This window comes from Paenibacillus sp. CF384 (genome assembly GCF_900106745.1).
Taxonomy (GTDB): Bacteria; Bacillota; Bacilli; order Paenibacillales; family Paenibacillaceae; genus Paenibacillus_Z.
Window position 1 is genome coordinate 140,574 of record NZ_FNNV01000004.1, and the last position, 20,414, is coordinate 160,987.

The 20,414-nt window shown below is 50.2% G+C and carries 17 protein-coding genes and 1 pseudogene; 11 read left to right on the forward strand and 7 right to left on the reverse strand.

Annotated elements, in window-relative coordinates:
* Positions 1-107: 107 nt before the first annotated feature.
* The 3 genes from BLW29_RS09780 to map all read left to right on the forward strand — a co-directional run bounded on the left by BLW29_RS09780 (position 108) and on the right by map (position 1,665).
* Positions 108-326: a hypothetical protein gene (locus BLW29_RS09780; protein ID WP_090978734.1), complete on the forward strand. Its 219-nt coding sequence runs from the start codon at positions 108-110 to the stop codon at positions 324-326.
* Between the two features lie 293 nt (positions 327-619).
* Complete coding sequence (locus tag BLW29_RS09785) at positions 620-808, forward strand: hypothetical protein (RefSeq protein WP_090978737.1); 189 nt, start codon at positions 620-622, stop codon at positions 806-808.
* A 113-nt stretch (positions 809-921) separates the two neighbouring features.
* On the forward strand, positions 922-1,665 hold the full coding sequence (gene map / locus BLW29_RS09790; protein ID WP_090978739.1) for a type I methionyl aminopeptidase: 744 nt from the start codon (positions 922-924) through the stop codon (positions 1,663-1,665).
* 71 nt (positions 1,666-1,736) lie between these two features.
* Here the strand turns inward: map and BLW29_RS09795 are convergent, their stop codons facing one another.
* Positions 1,737-2,666 carry an AraC family transcriptional regulator gene (locus BLW29_RS09795; RefSeq protein ID WP_177186563.1) on the reverse strand — a complete coding sequence of 310 codons (930 nt, stop codon included), beginning with the start codon at positions 2,664-2,666 and terminating at the stop codon, positions 1,737-1,739.
* Between the two features lie 124 nt (positions 2,667-2,790).
* On the opposite strand from BLW29_RS09795, the gene BLW29_RS09800 reads away from it, so the two are divergent.
* A complete protein-coding gene (locus BLW29_RS09800) occupies positions 2,791-3,447 on the forward strand; it encodes an SOS response-associated peptidase (RefSeq protein ID WP_177186564.1) in 657 nt (218 codons plus the stop codon).
* Positions 3,448-4,294: 847 nt separating this feature from the next.
* Here BLW29_RS09800 and BLW29_RS09805 read toward each other — a convergent pair.
* Positions 4,295-5,083, reverse strand: a complete 789-nt coding sequence (locus tag BLW29_RS09805) for an AraC family transcriptional regulator (protein WP_090978745.1) — start codon at positions 5,081-5,083, stop codon at positions 4,295-4,297.
* A gap of 142 nt (positions 5,084-5,225) precedes the next feature.
* Between BLW29_RS09805 and pyk the strand changes: the two are divergent.
* Both pyk and BLW29_RS09815 read left to right on the forward strand, forming a co-directional pair.
* A pseudogene (gene pyk / locus BLW29_RS09810) lies at positions 5,226-6,224 on the forward strand (pyruvate kinase); the annotation flags it as partial.
* A gap of 156 nt (positions 6,225-6,380) precedes the next feature.
* Positions 6,381-8,324 carry an ABC-F family ATP-binding cassette domain-containing protein gene (locus BLW29_RS09815; protein ID WP_090978749.1) on the forward strand — a complete coding sequence of 648 codons (1,944 nt, stop codon included), beginning with the start codon at positions 6,381-6,383 and terminating at the stop codon, positions 8,322-8,324.
* Positions 8,325-8,701: 377 nt separating this feature from the next.
* Here the strand turns inward: BLW29_RS09815 and BLW29_RS09820 are convergent, their stop codons facing one another.
* Both BLW29_RS09820 and trxB read right to left on the reverse strand, forming a co-directional pair.
* Positions 8,702-9,160: a Dps family protein gene (locus BLW29_RS09820; RefSeq protein WP_090978751.1), complete on the reverse strand. Its 459-nt coding sequence runs from the start codon at positions 9,158-9,160 to the stop codon at positions 8,702-8,704.
* Between the two features lie 33 nt (positions 9,161-9,193).
* Positions 9,194-10,156, reverse strand: a complete 963-nt coding sequence (gene trxB, locus BLW29_RS09825; RefSeq protein ID WP_090978753.1) for a thioredoxin-disulfide reductase — start codon at positions 10,154-10,156, stop codon at positions 9,194-9,196.
* A 138-nt stretch (positions 10,157-10,294) separates the two neighbouring features.
* Here trxB and BLW29_RS09830 point away from each other — a divergent pair, with 138 nt between their 5' ends.
* From BLW29_RS09830 to BLW29_RS09840, 3 genes are all read left to right on the forward strand, one after another.
* The gene (locus BLW29_RS09830) at positions 10,295-10,924 is read left to right on the forward strand and encodes an NAD(P)-dependent oxidoreductase (protein WP_090978755.1); all 630 of its coding nucleotides are present in this window, start codon (positions 10,295-10,297) and stop codon (positions 10,922-10,924) included.
* A gap of 82 nt (positions 10,925-11,006) precedes the next feature.
* Entirely contained in the window at positions 11,007-11,828 is an 822-nt protein-coding gene (locus BLW29_RS09835; RefSeq protein ID WP_090978757.1) for a hypothetical protein, read from the forward strand.
* Positions 11,829-12,012: 184 nt separating this feature from the next.
* Positions 12,013-14,811 (forward strand): response regulator, encoded by a 2,799-nt coding sequence (locus tag BLW29_RS09840; RefSeq protein ID WP_256208512.1) that lies wholly within the window; start codon positions 12,013-12,015, stop codon positions 14,809-14,811.
* Positions 14,812-14,814: 3 nt separating this feature from the next.
* On the opposite strand, the gene BLW29_RS09845 is transcribed toward BLW29_RS09840, so the two are convergent.
* Genes BLW29_RS09845 through BLW29_RS09855 form a run of 3 tightly spaced genes read right to left on the reverse strand, consistent with a single transcriptional unit; the run spans position 14,815 to position 18,711 of the window.
* Complete coding sequence (locus BLW29_RS09845; protein ID WP_090978761.1) at positions 14,815-15,732, reverse strand: polyprenyl synthetase family protein; 918 nt, start codon at positions 15,730-15,732, stop codon at positions 14,815-14,817.
* A gap of 19 nt (positions 15,733-15,751) precedes the next feature.
* Entirely contained in the window at positions 15,752-16,384 is a 633-nt protein-coding gene (locus BLW29_RS09850; protein WP_090978763.1) for a response regulator transcription factor, read from the reverse strand.
* Complete coding sequence (locus BLW29_RS09855; RefSeq protein ID WP_090978765.1) at positions 16,381-18,711, reverse strand: sensor histidine kinase; 2,331 nt, start codon at positions 18,709-18,711, stop codon at positions 16,381-16,383. Before BLW29_RS09855 ends, BLW29_RS09850 begins: the two co-directional genes overlap by 4 nt.
* Positions 18,712-18,788: 77 nt before the next feature.
* Between BLW29_RS09855 and BLW29_RS09860 the strand changes: the two genes are divergently transcribed.
* Positions 18,789-18,980, forward strand: coding sequence for a hypothetical protein (locus BLW29_RS09860; protein WP_090978767.1), 192 nt, complete (start codon positions 18,789-18,791; stop codon positions 18,978-18,980).
* Positions 18,981-19,195: 215 nt separating this feature from the next.
* Positions 19,196-20,377, forward strand: a complete 1,182-nt coding sequence (locus BLW29_RS09865) for a GAF domain-containing sensor histidine kinase (protein WP_177186566.1) — start codon at positions 19,196-19,198, stop codon at positions 20,375-20,377.
* Positions 20,378-20,414: the final 37 nt, after the last annotated feature.

Here is a 20,414-nt window from a genome sequence, read left to right on the forward strand (position 1 = left end):
AACATGTTACATTTTCGCAGAGGGTTGTTCGTGACATTGAAAGCGTTATCCCTTTCCCCTATAATTAGCATATCTGGAAAACAAACCGGGGGAGAGGGGAGAATGACGTGGTTAGTCCATGGATGACGAACGTGGTTATCTTGTTTGGCATCATTGTCGCAATCGTAGGTGTTGTCGCCTATTTGCGGGTCTATAAGAACAGTGCCTGGTCAGCCGCATCATCGTCAAACTCTCGCCGAACCGATCAACCAAGCGACAATCTCATGCCGTCCGCGGAGGAGTCAGCTGCGACCATAGATCAGCCCGTAGAAGACGACAAAATCTGAAGGAATTGTAAAATTAATTCTGTTCGCTTTTATATCTAAGTTTAAAATGTTATAATTGATTGATAAATGAAACAATTTCAAAAAACAATTTCAAGATCGCTGTCACTTGAAGCTGTTTCGATGAAACAATTATCACAGTTTGATGTCATGCCGTTCCCTAAACTCCTAACCCACCTTCATTTAGCCGATCGTTCGACACCTATGAGGAGTACCAGCCGCGGTTCAAGTTCCGCCGTGTGCGTTCTCGTGCAGTTATTGTTAGGACCACTAAGCCGATGCTAGGAGGGGATTTCATGGCGAAACGCAGCCATAATGAAGTCAAAGAAAGCCTCAAGGAACTAACAAGGATTTTTCAGCCGAAGGATTCACGGAAGTTTGTCCGAGATTATATCCGCAAATATCGAATTATGGGCGGGTATGAGGAAGAATTGACCATGCTCGTTGAACATGAGATGGGACGACTGCGGTCATCAGTAAGCTAAATACGTTGAACCATTAACCTTGCCCGGCACGATAGGGACAAGGTTTTTTTGTTTTATCCGTTATGTTCTGCTGCCTACCTGCACCTCAGCTAATGCTTATGGAGGGATGCCGTATGATTCAGTACAAGACTGATGAACAGCTGCTCCTGATTCGCAAAGCAGGCCGAATTGTTGCGAGCTGCCACGCCGAGATTGCGAAGCGGCTTCGGCCCGGAGTCACCACGCTTGAAATCGACCGGTTCGTCGATGCCTATATGCGTCAAAATGGTGCACGTCCCGCTCAGAAGGGCTACAAAGGTTATCCTTACGCAACATGTGCTTCTGTCGGCCAGGTCGTTTGCCATGGTTTTCCGTTGGATGTGCCGCTTCGCGAAGGGGAGATCGTGACCATCGATATGGTCGCGGAGCTGGATGGCTGGATGGCAGATTCGGCATGGACGTATGCGGTTGGTCATGTAAGTGCTGATCTGCAGCGGCTGATGAATGCGACGAAGCATGCCCTGTATCAAGGGATTACGCAAGCGACTGCGGGCAAGCGAATCGGTGATATCGGGAATGCGGTGCAGCGTGTGGCGGAATCGGAGGGCTATTCCATCGTAGATGCGTTCATCGGTCACGGAATCGGACGGAGCATGCATGAGGAGCCGCAGGTTCACCACAAGGGGAAAGCGGGGACGGGCAAGAAGCTTGCTAAGGGCATGGTTATTACTGTCGAGCCGATCTTCGTGCTGGGAAAGCCGTACATTTCGATTGATCAAGACGGCTGGACGGCTCGTACTTTCGATGGGTCAATCGGCGCGCAATACGAGCATACGGTGGCCATTACGGATGGGGAAGCTTTTATTTTGACGAGTTAGTGGAGATGGAGGGAATAGGGAGTTCGCCTGGTCGGCAGACTCCCTGGTTCAGTTGCTCTCGCACATATTGGCTACTTGGGTGAGAGCCGGTATTGGCGCGGTGTTACACCGGTTTTCTTCTTAAACAGCTCGTTAAAAAACTTCATGTCCTGGTAGCCGGCTTGGGCGGCAATTTCGCTGATCCTGGCATCCGTGCGCAGCAGCAGCTTGCAGCTGAGATCGATTCGCGCACTCTGTACATAGTCCAGAAACGTCATGCCTGTCGCTTTCTTGAAGCCGCGCTGAAAATGCCGCTCGCTGATTCCCAGCTGCGCCGCCATATCGGCGACATGCAGCTCTGAAGTGCAGTTAGCGTCGATCTGCTCTACGATCTGCTGCATGGAAGCAGAGGTTGTGGTCTTGGGCTGCAACTGCTTCGTGGCATGAGACGGCTGCGATTTCTCGAGCCATCTGCGATAGACCATGATGAGCAGCTCGATAGTTGCGGCGCATAGATTAGCGGTGAACCCGGGTTTGCGAGACATGAACTCGTCATGCAGCTTATGGAAGAGCTGCTGGCCTTCTTCGTTGCGATCTCGGACATGAAGCCATTGCCCGGCATGATTCAGCTCGCTCAGCGAGTTCGCTATTTCGGAGTCTGCGTAGACGGCTTGCAACAGCTTGTCCAGCTGCTCCGTGGTGAAGATGCAGTTGTACATGATGAGCGAACGGCCTTTGGCCGTGGAGCTGGGACGGAATACATGCGAGATGCCAACTGGAATGAAGAACAGATCGCCGCGAGAAACAGGCATTTGGTCTTCACCGATATAGTGGAAGCCGGCGCCTTCGGTCACCATGCAGATCTCGATGAAATCATGCGCATGCATGACGAGCTCGAAAGACTCCTGGACGCGGTTAACGAAAATAGGCAGCTGCTGCGATTCGTGATCCGTCTCGAATAGGGAGGCGTAGGGCAGCAGCCGCTCTCCTTTGGAGAAATGTGGAATGGAATTATCCGTCATTGGCCGCGTATACCCTCTTCTCGTTGAGTAGTGATGAGTAATATTATAGCGGAACTGTCCATGGCGCACATGATTTTGGCTAAACCGGAAATAATAGCCGAAATAGATGGAGGTGTTTTTTACCATGTGTCAGTCAATATCGATAACGGCTCAGGCTTCTGAGCTGACGGAGCGGTTCGAGCTCGACAATGTACTGTTCTATATTTCTAACCGGTATGAAGTGAATCCGACGGATTCAGTTTCGGCGATTATTGAGACGAAGAATGGCAGAATATTGGACGAGTTTAGGTGGGGAATGGTGCCTTACTGGGCACGCGATTCGGTGCGGATGGACAGCTCGGAATTGTTTGATAAACCGATTTATGAACGTATCGCGAATAAGCAGCGCTGCATCATTCCGTGCACGGGGTTCTATGTGACGCGCACGATTGGCAAGGAAGTGCATCGGATGAAGCTTACGATGCGAAGCGGGACGTTCGCTATTGCAGGACTCTATGATGTGTTTCGTCCGGCTTCCGGGGAAGAGATGCGCACTTGCACCATGCTGATGACATCGGCTAACTCGCATGTGTCTCCGTATCAGCCGCTGATGCCGGCGATCCTAGAGCAAGAGGACATCGGTGATTGGCTGCAGCGCGGGAGCCGTACGCCGTACGAATTGCGTTCGATGCTTCGCCCGATGGATGCGCTGCGTATGGTTGCCATTCCGCTGTCTCCGAGCATCGACGATATGGTCGATTTCGAGTCACCGCGCACGGAGTGGGGTAGAGGCATGGGTTGACGTTTTGCAAGGCCGCCAAGGTGATGTTGGCGGCCTTTTTTATTGTTGTTTGTGGGGGAGGAGCGTTTGTTTGGTAGATTGTGCAGTGATTTCACTGAAAGTTGGACGTTTCTCCTCTTCGTTTGCTTATTCTTGCGCATTTCCTCTGAAACATCTAGATAATTGAAGAGGTGCAGGCGATATCGAGCCTTAGAGACTTGTGATTGGAGCGGTTTTCTGCGGTTTGAAAATCTAACGGATCGTAGAGGCCTTATTGGTGCGATTTCCAGGGTTTTGAAATTCTAACGGATCGCGTGGGCGCTATTATGGTGTTAATCGCCCCCAAATGTCCATCCACCACCAAATAAGACCTCCACGGTTCGTTAGAGCAAATTCCCCTTCGGTAATCGCTGTAATCGCCACTTTTTTGCGCGCCATAAGAGGCATATCCGCTAACAACCTGTCAAACCGTCGAAAATGGATTGTGTAAGCGGCTATTCCGCTTACACGGTTAACTAACCAGCCAATCCAACGCCATGTGTTGAATCGAGAGTTCAAAAACCGAACTCTCACCTCCAAAATGCCACCGAAATGAAGCTGAGAGTTCGGAAATTGAACTCTCAGAGATCAAGCAAATCAATTGAGCCTCGTGTGTGGGAGTGAGAGTTCGAAAACCGAACTCTCGCCTCCGAACTGCCACCGAAATGAAGCTGAGAGTTCGGAAATCGAACTCTCAATGTTCATGCTAAGCAATTGAGCCTCGTGTGTGAAAGTGAGAGTTTCAATTCGAACTCTCTAACTTCCATTCCGGCCGCCGCAAATAGCGACTATTCAGCTCTTGCAACCACCACCTCGGCTCCACGCCAACTTACTCCCGCGCCGTGCGCTCCGCAATCAAATCCGAGGGCAGTTTGCCGATGATGCGTTTGAAGATACGATTGAAATACGAGGGGTCGCTGTAGCCGAGATGCTCGGAGATGTCCTGGGCCGTTAACTGCGAGTGGCGCAGCATATAGTGGGCCGTCTTCATCCGTCTGCGGTGCACGTATTCGCTGATGGTGAGGCCGGTTACTTTGCGAAAAAGCGATGCGGCGTAGTTCGGGCTGACATTGATGCAGGTGCCGAGCTCGAGCTTCGTGATTTTGCTGCGGTAATTGTCTTCGACGTAACGCTTCATCCGCTCGATGTGCTGGATGGAGGACGGCGCTTTCTCGCCTTCGTCGTACTCCCGGCTGATCGTCACGATCAGCTCGGTCAGCAGCGCCGAGCACATGACGGAGAAGTAACGGTCGCGGGCGCTCCACTGCTCCACGATATAGAGCAGCTTCTCCAGCAGCAGCTCAGGCATATGCGTCACCCAGCGCAGCGGAGTCCTTCTCGATAGTATAGGCAGCAATTGCATCGCCGAAATATCAGCCGGGCTGAAGCGCACCGTGACGCTCTCGCGGATGCTGCCTGCTCCATGCAGCTCCGCGGCGGGAACTCCGGCGGGAATAAGCAGCAGTTCATTTTTGCGACAGCTGATGGTCTGACCGGAGTAGGTGTAGCTGGTTTGACCGAACCGGACCCAGACCAGCGTATAGCTGTCCATGCCGAGGACGCGCCGCTCCCCTTGCAGAATGCCGCGCTCTTGCCGGATATCGAAGATATGAAACATGGGGCACCGCTCACTTTCAGACAATGATTTCAGACAATGATCGTACTATTTTACAATCACTGTACTATAGTCCTATCTACTCATGCAATTGTTCTTTTACAATAAAAGCAACAGAACGAAATTAGACTTGGGAGTGATCGACATGAAGAAGACGGCGATTGTATGTACGATGGGACCAGCTTGTATGTCGGCTGACATGTTGGAAGAAATGCTGAAAGCAGGCATGAATATAGCAAGACTGAATTTGGCGCATGGCGAGCTGGATGACCACCGCGGACGGATTTTATCGGTTCGGGCAGCAGCGAGCAAATTGAACGTACCTGTTTCCATCATGCTTGATATTAAAGGACCGGAAATTCGGACGGGGGTCCTGCAAGAATCGTCTTACATGCTTAGAAGCGGAGAGTTCCTAACGCTGACAACCGAGCAGATCGCTGGTACGGCTACGCGCATCTCGGTCTCCTATGACTTGGCCAAAGATGTTACGGTAGGCTCGCGCATCATGATCGATGACGGTTTAATCGAGCTGCAAGTGGTTCGCATTGAAGGCAGCGATGTCGTTTGCGTGATTCTAAACGGCGGCATCATTAAATCTCGCAAAGGCGTTAACCTGCCGGGTATCCAAACAAGTCTTCCGGGTGTAACGGAGAAAGACAAGCTGCATATCGCCTTCGGGATCGAAACAGGCGTGGATATGATCGCGATGTCGTTTGTTCGCCGCGCAGAGGATGTCCTTGAAGTGAAGCGTCTGCTGGCGGAGAAAGGCGCAAGCCATATCCAAATTATTTCGAAAATCGAAAACCAAGAAGGTCTGGATGAGCTTGCCGCAATCGTGGAAGTGTCTGAAGGCATCATGGTTGCTCGTGGCGACCTTGGCGTAGAGATTCCGATTGAAGATATACCGATGGCACAGAAACGGATGATTGCAGTATGTAACCGCGCAGGCAAATTCGTTATTACTGCAACGCAAATGCTGGAATCGATGCAAAGCAACCCGCGTCCGACACGCGCTGAAGCATGCGATGTAGCCAATGCGGTATGGGATGGCACAGATGCGGTTATGCTCTCCGGCGAGACAGCTTCGGGCAACTATCCGGTTGAAGCGGTTCGTACGATGGCAGCAATTGCGATCAAGGCGGAGCAAGCGGCAGGCGATTTTGCGAAGAAAGATTTGATTGAAGCTTAGTAGATCGTTTAAAGTGAGTAGATACGGATTAACGGCTGTCGCTATGTTCGAACCATTCACGCGTAGCGCAGTGCGTTTGGCGATTTACTAACGTTGGGCGGGAATAATAAGATGCACGTATTAACGGTTGATCATATTTCAAAGACCTATGGTGAAAAAATATTGTTCCAAGACGTGTCGTTCGGCGTGGAAACGGGCGACAAAATCGGAATTATCGGCGTCAACGGCACCGGTAAATCGACGTTTCTTCAAGTTGTTGCAGGAATAGAGCCCCCTGATTCGGGCTCTATTCTTGTTGCCGGGGGCGTCACGGTGCGGATGCTCTCGCAGGATCCGCAGTTTGATCCCGAGCAGACCGTGCTCGAGCATGTGCTCGGCGGCGATTCGCCGCAGATGGTTGCCGTGCGCGCCTATGAAGAGGCGCTGCAGGCGCTGGAGCTGCTGCCCGGCGACGCCGTGCTGCAGGAGCGGCTGGTTCGCGCCAATCAGCGCATGGCGGAGCTGGATGCTTGGGGCATCGAGAGCGAAGCGAAGATCGCGCTCTCCAAGCTCGGCATCGCCAGCTATGGCGCTAAGCTCGGCACGCTCTCCGGCGGTCAGCGCAAGCGTGTCGCGATGGCTGCGGCGCTGATTCAGCCAGCCGACGTGCTGCTGCTCGATGAGCCTACCAACCACATCGACAACGAATCTGTCGCGTGGCTGGAAGGGATGCTGCAGAAACGCAAAGGCGCGCTGCTTATGATTACGCATGATCGGTATTTCCTGGACCGTGTCAGCAACCGAACGCTAGAGCTGGACAAAGGGAGAGCCTATTTCTATACGGCAAACTACAGTACATTTATCGAATTGAAGCTGGACCGCGAGGAGCGGGAAGCATCGTCGGAAGCGAAGCGCAAGAACTTGCTTCGCAACGAGCTCGCTTGGATGCGAAAAGGCGCGAAGGCGCGGACGACCAAGCAGCAGGCGCGTATTCAACGTTTTGAAGCGTTGAATGCTGCTGCTCCGGAGAAAGCGACCGGGAAGCTTGAGGTATCCGTAGCCTCCACGCGGCTCGGCAAGAAAATTATCGAGCTGGAGGGACTGACCAAAGCCTTCGAGGGGCGGACGGTCATCCGCGATTTCAGCTATATTGCGGTACCGGAGGATCGTGTTGGCATCGTCGGCCGTAACGGGCTCGGCAAGTCGACGCTGCTGAAGCTGATCGCCGGCAAGCTGGAGCCGGATGCAGGCGAGGTTCGGCTTGGACCGACGGTGAAACTCGGCGTCTTCTCGCAAGAGCGGGAAGAGATGGACGAGACGCTGCGCGTCATCGATTACATCCGCGAGAGTGCGGAGCGCATCACGACCGGCGACGGAACGAACATAACCGCTGGGCAAATGCTGGAGCGGTTTCTGTTCCCGCCGGCGCAGCAGTGGACGCCGATTGCGAAGCTCTCCGGCGGAGAGAAGCGCAGATTGCAGCTGCTTCGCGTGCTGATGGAAGCGCCGAACGTGCTGCTGCTCGATGAGCCGACGAATGATTTGGACATTACTACGTTAACGGTGCTGGAGGATTACTTGGACGACTTCCCAGGCGTTGTGTTCACCGTATCTCATGACCGTTATTTCTTAGATCGTACGTCCGAGCGCATCTTCGCTTTCGAGGGAGACGGCGTCATCGAGCAGCATGTGGGCAACTTCTCGGATTACCAGCAGTATGCGGCGCAGTACGGCAGTCGATCCGGATCTGCTGCCGGTACAGGTGGCGCTGTCGCGGAGCGCAAGGCGGAAGCTGCTCCGACTCCGGCCGCGTCCGGTAATGAACCGGCACTTCCGACCAAAATGACCTACAAAGAACAGAAGGAATTTGAATCCATCGACACGGATATCGAGAAAGCCGAATCTGCGCTTACGGCCGTGCAAACGAAGATGGAAGTGTCCAGCAGCGACTCGGCTACGCTGCAAGATCTGCTGAAAGAACAGCAGGAGCTCGAAGCGAAGCTTGAGCATCTGATGGACCGATGGGCGTACTTGAACGAGCTTGCCGAGCAGATTGCGGCGAATAAGAAGAAATAAATGAAATACGCAAAAGACACCTATTACAGCGGGAAGCTCCCGTTTGCAATAGGTGTCTTTTGCGTATAGGTACACCCTACGCATAATGGTGGATAGCCTGCTGCAGCAAGTGCAATGGCTAGTTAGTATGCGAGAGTGAAATGTTGCATAGGATGCAACATTTTGGTGTGATTATCCCGAAATATATGGAAATGCTGCATAGGATGCAACATTTTTATTGAAAGTAGCCCTCGGTGCCTCATAGTAGACTCAAATGTTGCATTCGATGCAACATTCAGATAATAGAGGCTGTTTGTTAGGGTCAAATGTTGCATTTCATGCAACATTCGTAGCCCGGGCGGCGCTATCGTCCTATCCCCCCATCCCCTATCCCCGACTTAAACCTGTTTCCCGTTAAACGCTTTGAGCATCCAAATGTGTTTCTCGAGTGCGCTGTGGATCGCAAGCAGCATGTCGCCGGATGTCTCGTCGCCGGAGGACTGTGCTTCTTCCATGCCTTCCTTGAGCTCGCCTGCTACCAGTGTGAAATCGGCTACGACGGAGTCCACCATTTCTACGGCGGATTCGCGGCTTGTCGCTTCCTTCACGCTGGAGTACTCGAGGTACTCGGCCATCGTTGCAATCGGTTGGCCGCCGATCGCAAGCAGACGCTCCGCAATTTCATCCACATGCAGGGTAGCTTCTTCGTACAGCTCTTGGAACTTCACGTGCAGGGTGAAGAACTGGTTGCCCTTCACGTACCAATGGTAATTATGAAGCTTGATGTACAATACGCTCCACGTTGCGATTTGTTTGTTTAGAATGGTTTGTAGTTTAGTCGTCTGTTTAGTCGTCATCTTGAACAACTCCTTCATAATAGGATATAGGAATTACACTTCTACTGCCGTGTCTGTCACAAACCCTGATGTCCTGTTCCATGATTCCAGATCATGCTCGCAATCCAGTGCAGCCATACAGCCGCTTCCTGCCGCTGTGATCGCTTGGCGGTAACGATGATCTTGCACGTCGCCGCAAGCATAGACACCTTCAATGTTCGTCTTCGAGGTGCCTGGTGTTACAACGACATAACCAAGCTCATCAGTCGTTACTTGACCGCCAAGGAAAGCGGTATTCGGCGTATGACCGATGGCTACGAATACACCGTCTGCTTCAAGGAGCTTTTCTTCGCCAGTGGCGTTATCGCGGACACGGAGACCCTTCACGCTGTGCTCGTCTGCTTCGACTGCGATAGGGGTGACGCCGAGGCTCCATTTGATTTTGTCATTGGCACGTGCCCGGTCCTGCATGATCTTGGATGCGCGAAGCTCATCCCGGCGGTGCACGAGTCGAACCTCAGTCGCGAACCTGGTCAGGAAGCCGGCTTCCTCCATTGCGGAATCGCCGCCGCCAACAACAATGATCTTCTTGCCTCGGAAGAAGAAGCCGTCACAAGTTGCACAGGTGCTCACACCTCGCCCAATATTGTCACGTTCACCAGGGATACCCATATATTTTGCCGAAGCACCTGTCGAAATAATCATGGCAGCTGCAATCAACTTACGTCCGCCATCCAAGGACAGCTTAAAAGGACGCTCAGACAGGTCAGCATGCTGCACCCAGCCTGTCTCAAAACGTGCGCCGAAGCGCTCGGCTTGCGTGCGCATATTCGCCATGAGTTCGGAACCAAGTATGCCTTCGGGGAATCCCGGGAAGTTCTCCACCTCTGTTGTGGTGGTCAATTGGCCGCCCGGCTGCGGTCCCTCAAGTACGAGCGGACTGTAACCGGCACGCGCGAGATAGATGGCTGCCGTTAAGCCGGCTGGCCCTGTGCCTACGATAACGATGTTTTCCATGAATGAGTGCTCCTTTCCCATCTATACACCAAAGCGAATGCAATTGAATCTAAATAATAATTAATACTAAATTAAAATTATTATAAATAAGGACGGAAGTCAATAGTAAAATGCAAGCAGGCGGGAGGTCGGAATGCGATGAAGATCATCGTCTTCGGTGCAAGCGGAAGGACGGGGCAAGAGGTAGTCAGGCAGGCATTGGAGCAAGGGCAAGCCGTAACCGCATTCGTTCGTTCGCCGCAGAAGTTGAATATCGACCTGCCGGGCAGAGGCGATGCCAAGTTACGCTATATGCAAGGCGACGCACTGGATCGTGAAGCTGTAAGCAGAGCCATTGAAGGTCATGATAGTGTCGTTTCTTGTCTCGGTACAAAAGGGTTCAGCCGGGGAGAGAGCCTCTCCGAAATGACGGCTAATCTTATCGCTGGCATGCAGAAGCATGATGTGGGGCGGATCAGTTACGTTGCATCAGCGGGGATCTATAAGGAGATTCCAGGGGTGACAGGATTTCTAGTGCAGCTGCTGCTGCGACAGGTGCTGGCCAATCATAGGAAGGCGGCTGATGCGCTTGAAGCAAGCGGACTGCAATGGACCATTGTTCGTCCGCTGCAGCTCGTGAATGGAAGGCTTAGAGGAGAATACCTGGAAGCCAGACATGGCGTGCCAAGCGGGAAAGGGCGTATTTCCCGTGCCGACGTCGCTCATTTTCTGCTCAGGACGCTCAAGGATATGACTTATGTGAACCAATCTGTAGCCTTGTCCTATTGAGCTTGCTGCTGCCGAGGTATGGATAGTGCCAATATGTGGAATATAGAGGGGGATAGGATGATTTATTGAAGAGGTGGAAAGCTTGAAACGAAATGCGGCAATAGTTGGCTTGGCATTACTCGTGCTTAGTTTAAGTGCTTGCTCCAGAGCGGCAAGCATGAAGGGGGACTCCGCGCCTGTAAGCGGGCATCATGAGCACCATGAGAGTAAGAGCTCCTCCATTCAAGGCATGTGGCGAATTAATCCGGAGATACCGACACCGAAGTCGAACACGCGGATTCAATTTATGGCTCATGGCCCGGATGGGAAGCTTGTTACGCAGTTCGCGATGATGCACGAGAAGCTGCTTCACCTGATTGTCGTGAGCAAGGATTTGTCTTATTTCAACCATATCCATCCGGAATATGACGGAGAAGGTCTATTTACGATCGATACAACGTTTCCTTTCGGAGGCGAGTACCGTTTATTCGCGGAATTTCAGCCGGAGGGCGGAGGCTCGGTCGTATCGAGACAAGCCATTATGCTAAGCGGTATGGCAGAGCCAAAGCCGCTCTTGCCGGACAAGACGCTGACGAAATCGACCGAGCGCGAGCAGATTACGTTAACTTATGACCAATTGGCGGCAGGTAAAGAGACGAACCTAACCTTCCATATTGCGGACGCCAAGACGAAGAAGCCGGCAAACAACCTTGAACCTTATCTGGGAGCTGCCGGGCATGTCGTCATTATTAGCGGCGATTCGGAGCAGTATATTCATGTGCACCCTGATGATGCGAAATCCCAAGATGCGGCACCTGTATTTCATGCGGCCTTCCCTTCTCCGGGTATTTATAAAGTTTGGGGTCAATTCGCAAGAGATGGCAGGCTGATTACGGTAAGCTACACGCTGCAGGTGCTTACGTGAGAATACCGTCCTTCTGCAAACAGGAGAGTCAGTGAATAAAGGAGAAAAGACCTACTCCAAAAAATGTATTTATTTATGTCCAAGGGCTATTGCGATGTCGATTTATGTTGTAAATTAGTATAAAAGACCCTTGGACGGTGACGGTGTGCCTAAAGATTTAATCCTCAACTTTGCGATACTCAGCGTGTATCTGTTCTTGGTTTTCCCTCTCTTCATCCGAGAGGAGAACCAGGCTAAGCCGTCGTTTGTTAAATGTCTGTACATAGGTGGCGTATTCGGTGTGTTGGGCGTCATTCTGATGTTCTTCGGCATACAGGTTCAAGGTACTGAAATGCCTATGAACTTGCGGGGAATCGCACTTATGATGGCTGCTTTCTTCGGAGGTCCGGTTGGAGCGCTTGCTGAGCTGGTTGTCGTATACATAGGCAGATTTATGAAAGATGGATCTATTGATTGGGTACAAATGGCTGTTGGCATAACGGCTGCATACGGGACGGGTTATCTGTTCTTCCGAATCCGCTCGTATTGGGTCAGGTGGCTTATCGGCGCTATGTTTCTATTAATCTATTATTATGGAGCACTAGGTTTGGCAGGGCAGGTGAGCTTCGACGCGATCGTGAAATACAGCCTCATTCAACTTATTTACTCCCAGTTGATCGCTTGCTTCCTCTATTATCTCATCCGCAATCATCGTTATAAGTCCAGAATGATCCAAACGGAACGTGATATGGGTTACTTGCTGCGGATGCAGCCGGGCTTTACGTTTCGCTTTCAGAAGACAAACGGCACATTTGTATATAGCTTGATAGAAGGGCAACTCTTGAAGCAAATAGGAGCGAAACCGAATGATTTTATCGGAAAATCGATAGAAGAGGTCCGGATCTTCTCGGAACAATTTGCGGCGTTTCTTCGCGTCCAATACGGGCGGGCTTGGGCAGGGGAGAAGGTTTCCTACGAAACAACAATGATAGGTGTCGCTATTCTCGTTACGTTGCATCCTATTAAGAATCACGGTGCAGTTGTTGATGTAATCGGAAGTGCCGTGGATATGAGCGATATCATGAAGCGCAAGGCAGCGGATGAATCGAACAAAGCGAAGAGTCAATTTCTGGCTCATATGAGTCACGAAATCCGCACGCCGATTAACGCGATTATCGGACTCAATTATATTCTGCAGCAATCCAATTTGAATCCGAAACAGCTGGAATACGTGGATAAGTCCATTACAGCTGCCAAGAGCCTGCTGAATTTGGTCAACGATGTGCTTGATCTATCCAAAATCGAGGCGAATAAGATCGTCTTGGAATCGACGCGGTTTGACCTATACGAGGTACTGCGCAATATTTCGAATCTCATCAGCTACAAGGCGAATGAATCCGGCTTGAGATTCCATTTTGACATCCATCATGATGTTCCTCAGATGCTGATGGGTGATCCGTTCCGCCTGCAGCAGGTGCTGCTGAATATTACGAATAATGCGGTCAAATTCACCCCTAAAGGCGAGCTTTCCATCACCGTAATATTGGTTTCGCAGGAGGAGCAGACGACTACGCTGTCCTTTGGAATCCGCGATACCGGAATTGGCATGAGCGAGGATCAGCTTAGCAAGCTGTTCCTCGAGTTCACACAGGCCGATATGACAACTACGCGCAAATTCGGCGGTACAGGCCTTGGATTAGTCATTAGCAAGAAGCTTACCGAAACGATGGGCGGAAGTATCGCAGTTGAAAGTAAGCTCGGCGCAGGCAGTCTGTTCACTGTCACGCTGCCATTCCAATCTGCATTGCCAGCAGACAACCTCGCCAATAAGGCTTACGGCAAGAAGAAACCTCGCTTGCTGCTCGTTTGTGAGGATAACGAAATGCGTTATGTGCTGGAGCAGCAGCTGGAGCAGCTGGAATTCAAAGTCCAAACCAGCTCGGATGCCGATGAGACAAGGACGCTGCTGTTGGCGGGCCATGCCTATGATCTTATTCTCATAGATTGGAAGCTGAGAGAGGTGTCCGCGACTAAGCTCGCTGAAGAGATTATCCGGGATTTCGATGGCAAAAGCCCGTCTGTCCTGTTCATGAGTGCTTATCATGAAGCGGAGTATGAAGAAGCGAGGCAATTACCGTTCATCTCGAAGGCACTGCTGTATCCGATCAGCCAGTCTCAATTGTATAACGAACTGGGTGAACTGCTTCACCGAGATGGCGTCTACAACCTGCCGGATGGCGGGATGAAGCCGATTCAGCCTACAGATCTGAAGGATGCCGTGATCTTGCTGGTAGAGGATAATGAAATTAATCAGTTGGTCGCCAAAGAGCTGCTTCGTGAGGCGGTCCGCCATGTTGATGTGGCTAGCAATGGGGAAGAAGCTGTTAAACTCGCTGGGACCAAGGCCTATGACGCCATTCTGATGGATCTGCAAATGCCGGTAATGGACGGGTATGAGGCGACCAAAGCAATCAGAGCACAGGAAAGAGCACGGGGTACCGGGCAAACGGTTCCGATTATTGCCATGACTGCCGATGTAATGAAGGGCGTAGAGGATCAGGTGCTGTCGATTGGCATGAACGGGTATCTCACGAAGCCGTTTGACCCCGTAGATCTCTATAATGTACTGCTGCGCTTCTGTCAGAACGGGGAGCAAGCATCTATTGAAAAGCTGGATTCCGAAGGTGTTATCACGAGGCTTGGAGGAAATACGGCACTTTATAATCGGATACTAGCGCTATTCATAAGCAATCACTCGGATGCGATTGAGCAGATTGTTCAAGCCGTTCACGATGGAGAATTGAGCACAGCGAAGCGGCTTGTCCATACGCTCAAAGGAGTGGCCTTAGATATTGGCGCCAACTCGTTAGCGGCCATTATGGAGAAGGGCCAATTGGCGCTGCTGCGAGGAGACAGGGAGGCATTCGGTCTCCTCATGCAGCAGGCGGATGAGAAGCATCAAGCGATTATTAGTGCCTATGGCCATAGAGCAGTAAGCGGGTAAGCTTTAAGAGACGAACGATCCGAACGTAAGGGACTTGAACTGTTCTTTCCAGGGGGAGCTGAGCGGCAAACTGCCGAACAGCTCCTCTGCTTGTTGCAGGCAAATGGACTGAATGACGCGGGCATATTCCAAGCATCCCGATTCTTGAATGAGCTGGATGATTTCATGCTTGTTGCCCAGAATGAAGTCGGTAGACACATTGCCTTTGTAATAGTCCTGGATAGGAGCGAAATCGACGTCCTCGATAGTCAGCAAATAGAGCAGCGGAAGCGTGCGTTTCTTGCCGAGCAAATCGTTCTTCACATCGAAACGCAGCACATCTCTGCAATCATTCTGAATTTGATGAATGAGGCCGATGCAGTCAGCGAGATCCAGCAGCCTCGAAGTTGTTTCCTCATCGACAGCAAGTGGAGCATAGCCGATACAGCATGCAAGCCGGAAGATTGAACCGGACTTTTCTTGCACCATCGATAGATACGCTTCCGGACTCGTTACGCTATGATTCAAATCCTTCTGCTGACCGTTCACCGCTCTTGCGACGATACGGCTTGCTTCAGAGAAGGCTGTCGGTGGTAGCTGCTGCTTGCCAAGCTCTCCGATGAATCCCATCTGCATAGCGAGAATGGCATTCAAGACATAAGCTCGCGGACATTGCATCCAGGGTTTGCCGGGTTGGTCTTGATCCTGCAGATCATCCATCATATCCAGACTGAGAATCATCAGCTCCGCTGCTGCTGCGAGCCGCTCTATTGCTGCATCATCGCCGCCGAGCATCCGGTGCGTCAGAATGGTAATCTGCGACCATACACTTGTTTCTTCTGCTTTGTCGTCGACAAACGATTTCAGCAGACCGTTCAAATCCTCCGAATCTATATAGGCATCCACGATACGGTACATATGCTCTTTGATTGTCGACTCCATAGCTGCACGCTCCGTTGTTTTAGGAATAATAGCTGCTTTTTATAAAAGACTCAATCGCTTCCGTTCGCGTCCGCACGTCTAATTTATCGTAGATCTTGCGCAAATAATTATCGACGGTACGTTTGCTCATATGGATGCGGGCTGCAATTTGATCCAAGGTGGCGCCTTTGACAAGCAGATTCATCATGAGAATTTCTTCTTCTTCCAAGCGTGCTGCTTTGCTTGCAAGCGTTCCGTTCAGCTGACATTGGTGATAAAGGGCAAGCGGCATCATCGTATGGTTGTCCAATATGCAATTCACCATATTCTTAATCGTGCGTTCGCTGGATTCCTTCGAGAGCACGCCGCTTACTTGAATATCGATCAGCTTGTTGTAGATGTCAGTCAGCTCAATACCGGAGAAAATAACGATATGCGTGTCCGGAAATTGGTTCTTAATTTGAGCGGCTACCTCAGTGCCATGCTGATCGGGCAGATGATAATCCAAGAATACGAGTCCGGGCTGCAGTAGGGAGACTTGCTGAAGGCATTGCGCGGCACTGCTCACAATACCAATGACTTCAATGTCCTCCATTTGCTCAAGTAATGCTTTGGTGGCGCTGGCGAAGAGTGGATGATCGTCTACTATGAGTGTTTTGACTCTTTCGTTCATGCCGGAATCTCCTTTTCATTCTGTAAGGTAATCTTGATGTTCACGCCGCTGCCTTTCGTCGAAACGATGTGCAGTTGACCGCCTAGATGCTGTACTCTGCTTCTAATCTGTTCCATGCCAACGCCTGATGATTGTCCGATTTGCCGCTGGGCAAGATCCGCATGGAGGAACCCTACTCCGTCATCTTGATAACTCAACTGAAACAGGGAATCGGACTCCGCGAGACGGAACCTGACATTAGAAGCTTCGGAATGTTTCTTTGCATTGTTGAGCAGTTCTTGAACGATTCGAAAGATATGACGCTGCACCTGCAAATCCTTCGTTTCGATCAATTGGACCTGCTCTGCGTTGAAGGTAAGCGCGAAAGGCACAGTGTAAGCTTCCTTATCGAGATACGTTCTAACCGTCTGCACAAGTCCGATTTCGCTCAGCAAATACGGATTCAAATCAAAGCAGCTTTGACGCAGGCTGGCATTAATCATGTCTACGAAATTAACCGTGTTGCTTAACTGCTCCTGGTTTTCGGGGCTTCGCTCGAGCTTCTCGCCAAGCTGGAGCAGCCTGCGCTTCAGAAAGAAGAGGTCTTGCATCGTTGTATCGTGAAGATCGGCAGCTATGCGGATGCGCTCTTCTTCTTGAAGATCGAACATGATTTTGCGAAACCATTGAATGTCTTTGGCAGAGCTCTCGTCGGGAAGCCTTGCGGCCAGTTCCTTCAGCCTGCCCTTCAGCTTATTGATCAGATGCAGATTCTCCAAGCTGATTTCCAGATAGTTCGCGATTAATCCAAGCCAGCGCAGCTCTTCTTTGCCAAGGCGCATATTCGTTTTCTTCCGAGACATGATCAAATAGCTGGTATAATCCTCGTGATTGTTCATCTCCAAACACGTGTAGCCCGGACTAGCGGTAAGGGATTGCGATACCAGCAGCCGATTGATTTCCTCCGCATCCAAGTCCCCTTCATGAATAATCTCCGTTTCGCCATTATATTGAAACACGATTGCCCCTCCCGTCACCTGAAGCGTCTTGACGATATCGACGAGGAACAATTCCTTCAATTCGCGGAAGCTGGAGATGCTGCCGAGCCTGCGGGAGATGTTCATAAGTGCGGACTGCAGAATGAATTTCCTAGGAAATAGATACGGTTCGAACCGCGTCATTAAATATTCTGCTGCATACAGCATTACGGCTACAAGTGAAAGTGTGCCGAAGAAAATGAATAAGAGTTGCTCCATATCCACCGAATTATGGAAGAACAGCATATAGATTGCCGTAAACAAAGTGACCGGTAGAGTGGCAATGAGTCCGGTACATACAAATCGGCGCAGTACCAGCGCGATGTCATGCACCTGATCGGACATGAGAAGGTATGCCAATGTAATAGGGAACAATAAAATAGCCCAGCTTGTATAGATACCATCTAACAACCGCGAACCGGTCAATACTTGAGGAAGAAAAGTTAAACTAATAACGGGTGTGAATGAGATAAGCATCGACCACCATGCGGTCTTCACAATGGTGGAGGCAGGTGATTGCTGTTTGCGAAACTTAAAGTAAAGTGCCGTTAAGATGTACATGTTGAATAGAAATCCGATAATAAATAACAGTAAGGTGACTGGACTCTCCAACTGGAGCATCGTGTATGCAAACGGAGTGTTAAAGAAATAAACATATAGACGAACAACGGTAGCTAATGCTGCTATCGCATAGAGGGCCTTTATGAACCCCGTCCGTAATCGGATCTCTCCCTTTTCTCTAAAAAAGACACATGAAAAGTGATAGAAAACGACAGGGAGAATAGCGATGAAGCTGACTATCAGCAGCTTGCCGACGGCATCGCCTCTTATGGATGCGCCTAAACTCATAAAGATAATGGCGGTAGTTAAGAAGAACAACAGCAGAAGTCTTGCGGATAACGAATGTCTCATTTTAACGAAGAGAAATAGCGCCATAAATTGACATAACATTTCAACGAGAAATGGAATAATCGTGAAAGCGGAGAGTGTGGCCATCTCTACTTGGACGATATGCTCCTGTCCGGCTCTTGAGAGTAAGATCTGATGCGCCTGTTCGATGACATGCCAGGCCTTGACGGTATGATAATCATTAGGATTCATCCCATCGACTTCTATAATGATGTCCCCAACGCTTACATCCAGCTGACTGCTTACCCCTTCAAGATCCAGCTTCGAGATTACCCATTGCTGCTCAGGTGTATAGGCAAGATTAATGCCTAAATAAGGTTTCGTAAACGTAATAAATGAACACCACAACTGCAGCATGACGAATGTGAAAACACAGAGCTTGATCATGAAGTTATTTCGCACACAAATTCTCCCATATGATAGTAAAATTTGATATAATAGGTTCGTAATACAAAATTCGACACAAGGAGTTGTTCACCATGCTAGCGATTCAGTTAAGCTCCCAGCTTCACAACACGGTTTACAAGATGAAAAAGGTCGATTTACGCGAGACGGTCAGCACGTTTCTAGGCAAGCAAGGACTCAAGGTACAGGAAGCAGCTGCAGTAAACGGAGTCTTCAATGGTACGATGAGATCTGAAATTGTTAAGCCAGCAGATTACTGGGCATAGTCTCTTAATCTATACTTAACCATTATTTTACCAAACTAACTAAGGATTGCATATTCAGTGTCATGCTGAATGTGCAATTCTTTTTTCATGAGTGCGCAAAATTAATTGCGTGATCGCGCAACTATTATGTGATGAACTTATTCTCAACTAACATTATGATAAATAGTATATTAATGGAAAAATTCGGCATTCAACGACTTGAAAGGCAGGCATCTATGCCCAATTCATCCGAGAACGAATATGCACATGTAAAGGCATCTCGACCCTATCCAATCCTCGATAACTCGCCGGTAGATGCTTTTGATAGAATTACGAGTCTGGCAGCACAGCTTCTGAGCGTCCCGTTATGCATGATTATGTTCGATGATGAGGACCGAATCTGGGTGAAATCGAGTTATGGCACTGATCTTCGCGAGATCGAGAGGAATTCCGGTCTATGCGGTGCAGCTATCTATTGTAGTCAGCCCTATATTGTGGAGGATGTATGTCTTGATAATGATGCGAGTAAGGAGCCTCTTATCGATGGTCAGAACGGTATTCGCTTCTATGCGGGAGTGCCGTTAACCGGTCGTGACGGGCAGCATCTAGGCGTTCTTTGCGTACTGGATTATAAGCCGCGGCATATTTCAGTTGAAGACATCGGTATCCTTGAGACACTTGCCCAAGTCGTAATGGATGAGCTGGAGCTTAAACGGATTGCGGATGAGCTGCGGACAGAGGAGCTCAGGCAACATTTCAGCAAATTGCATGTTTCTCAGCAGCTGGCGGCCGGATTAGCGCATGAAATTCGGAATCCGCTTACAGCGGTGAAAGGGTTTCTACAGTTGATGGGCTCGCGCTCCGAGTTTCGATCCTATATCGAAATTATGACGGAGGAGCTGAACCAGATCGAGGCGCTCACCAAAGAATTTATTTTGCTGTCGAGACCCTATCCTTCCGTGAAGTTTGTGAAACGCGAGCCGCTTAGTATCATCAGGCAGGTACAGTCCGTGCTATCGACCGAAGCGCTGCAGAACGGAGTTTCCATCGAGGTGGAAGTTGAAGGGCCGGGGAACTTTTACCTGTATTGCGACGAGCAGCTGCTCAAACGAGCCATTATCAATGTTGTCAAGAATGGGATTGACGCCATGCCGGATGGCGGCGTGGTGAAAGTGACGTGTGTGGATACAGGCAATCGTGTCATCATTCGGGTAGCGGATACGGGACGCGGCATTGAACCTGAACGTATTCCATATTTGGGACAACCCTACTATGGGACGAAAGAACAAGGTATTGGACTTGGATTAATGACCAGTTACAAAATCATTCATGAGCATCACGGTGAGATCGAAATTACGAGTGAGTTGAATCGTGGAACTGTCGTCGAGATCAGCTTGCCAGCTATTTACGATGCTTAAATCATAAACCCGCATGTACCGCCATGAAGCGGAACAT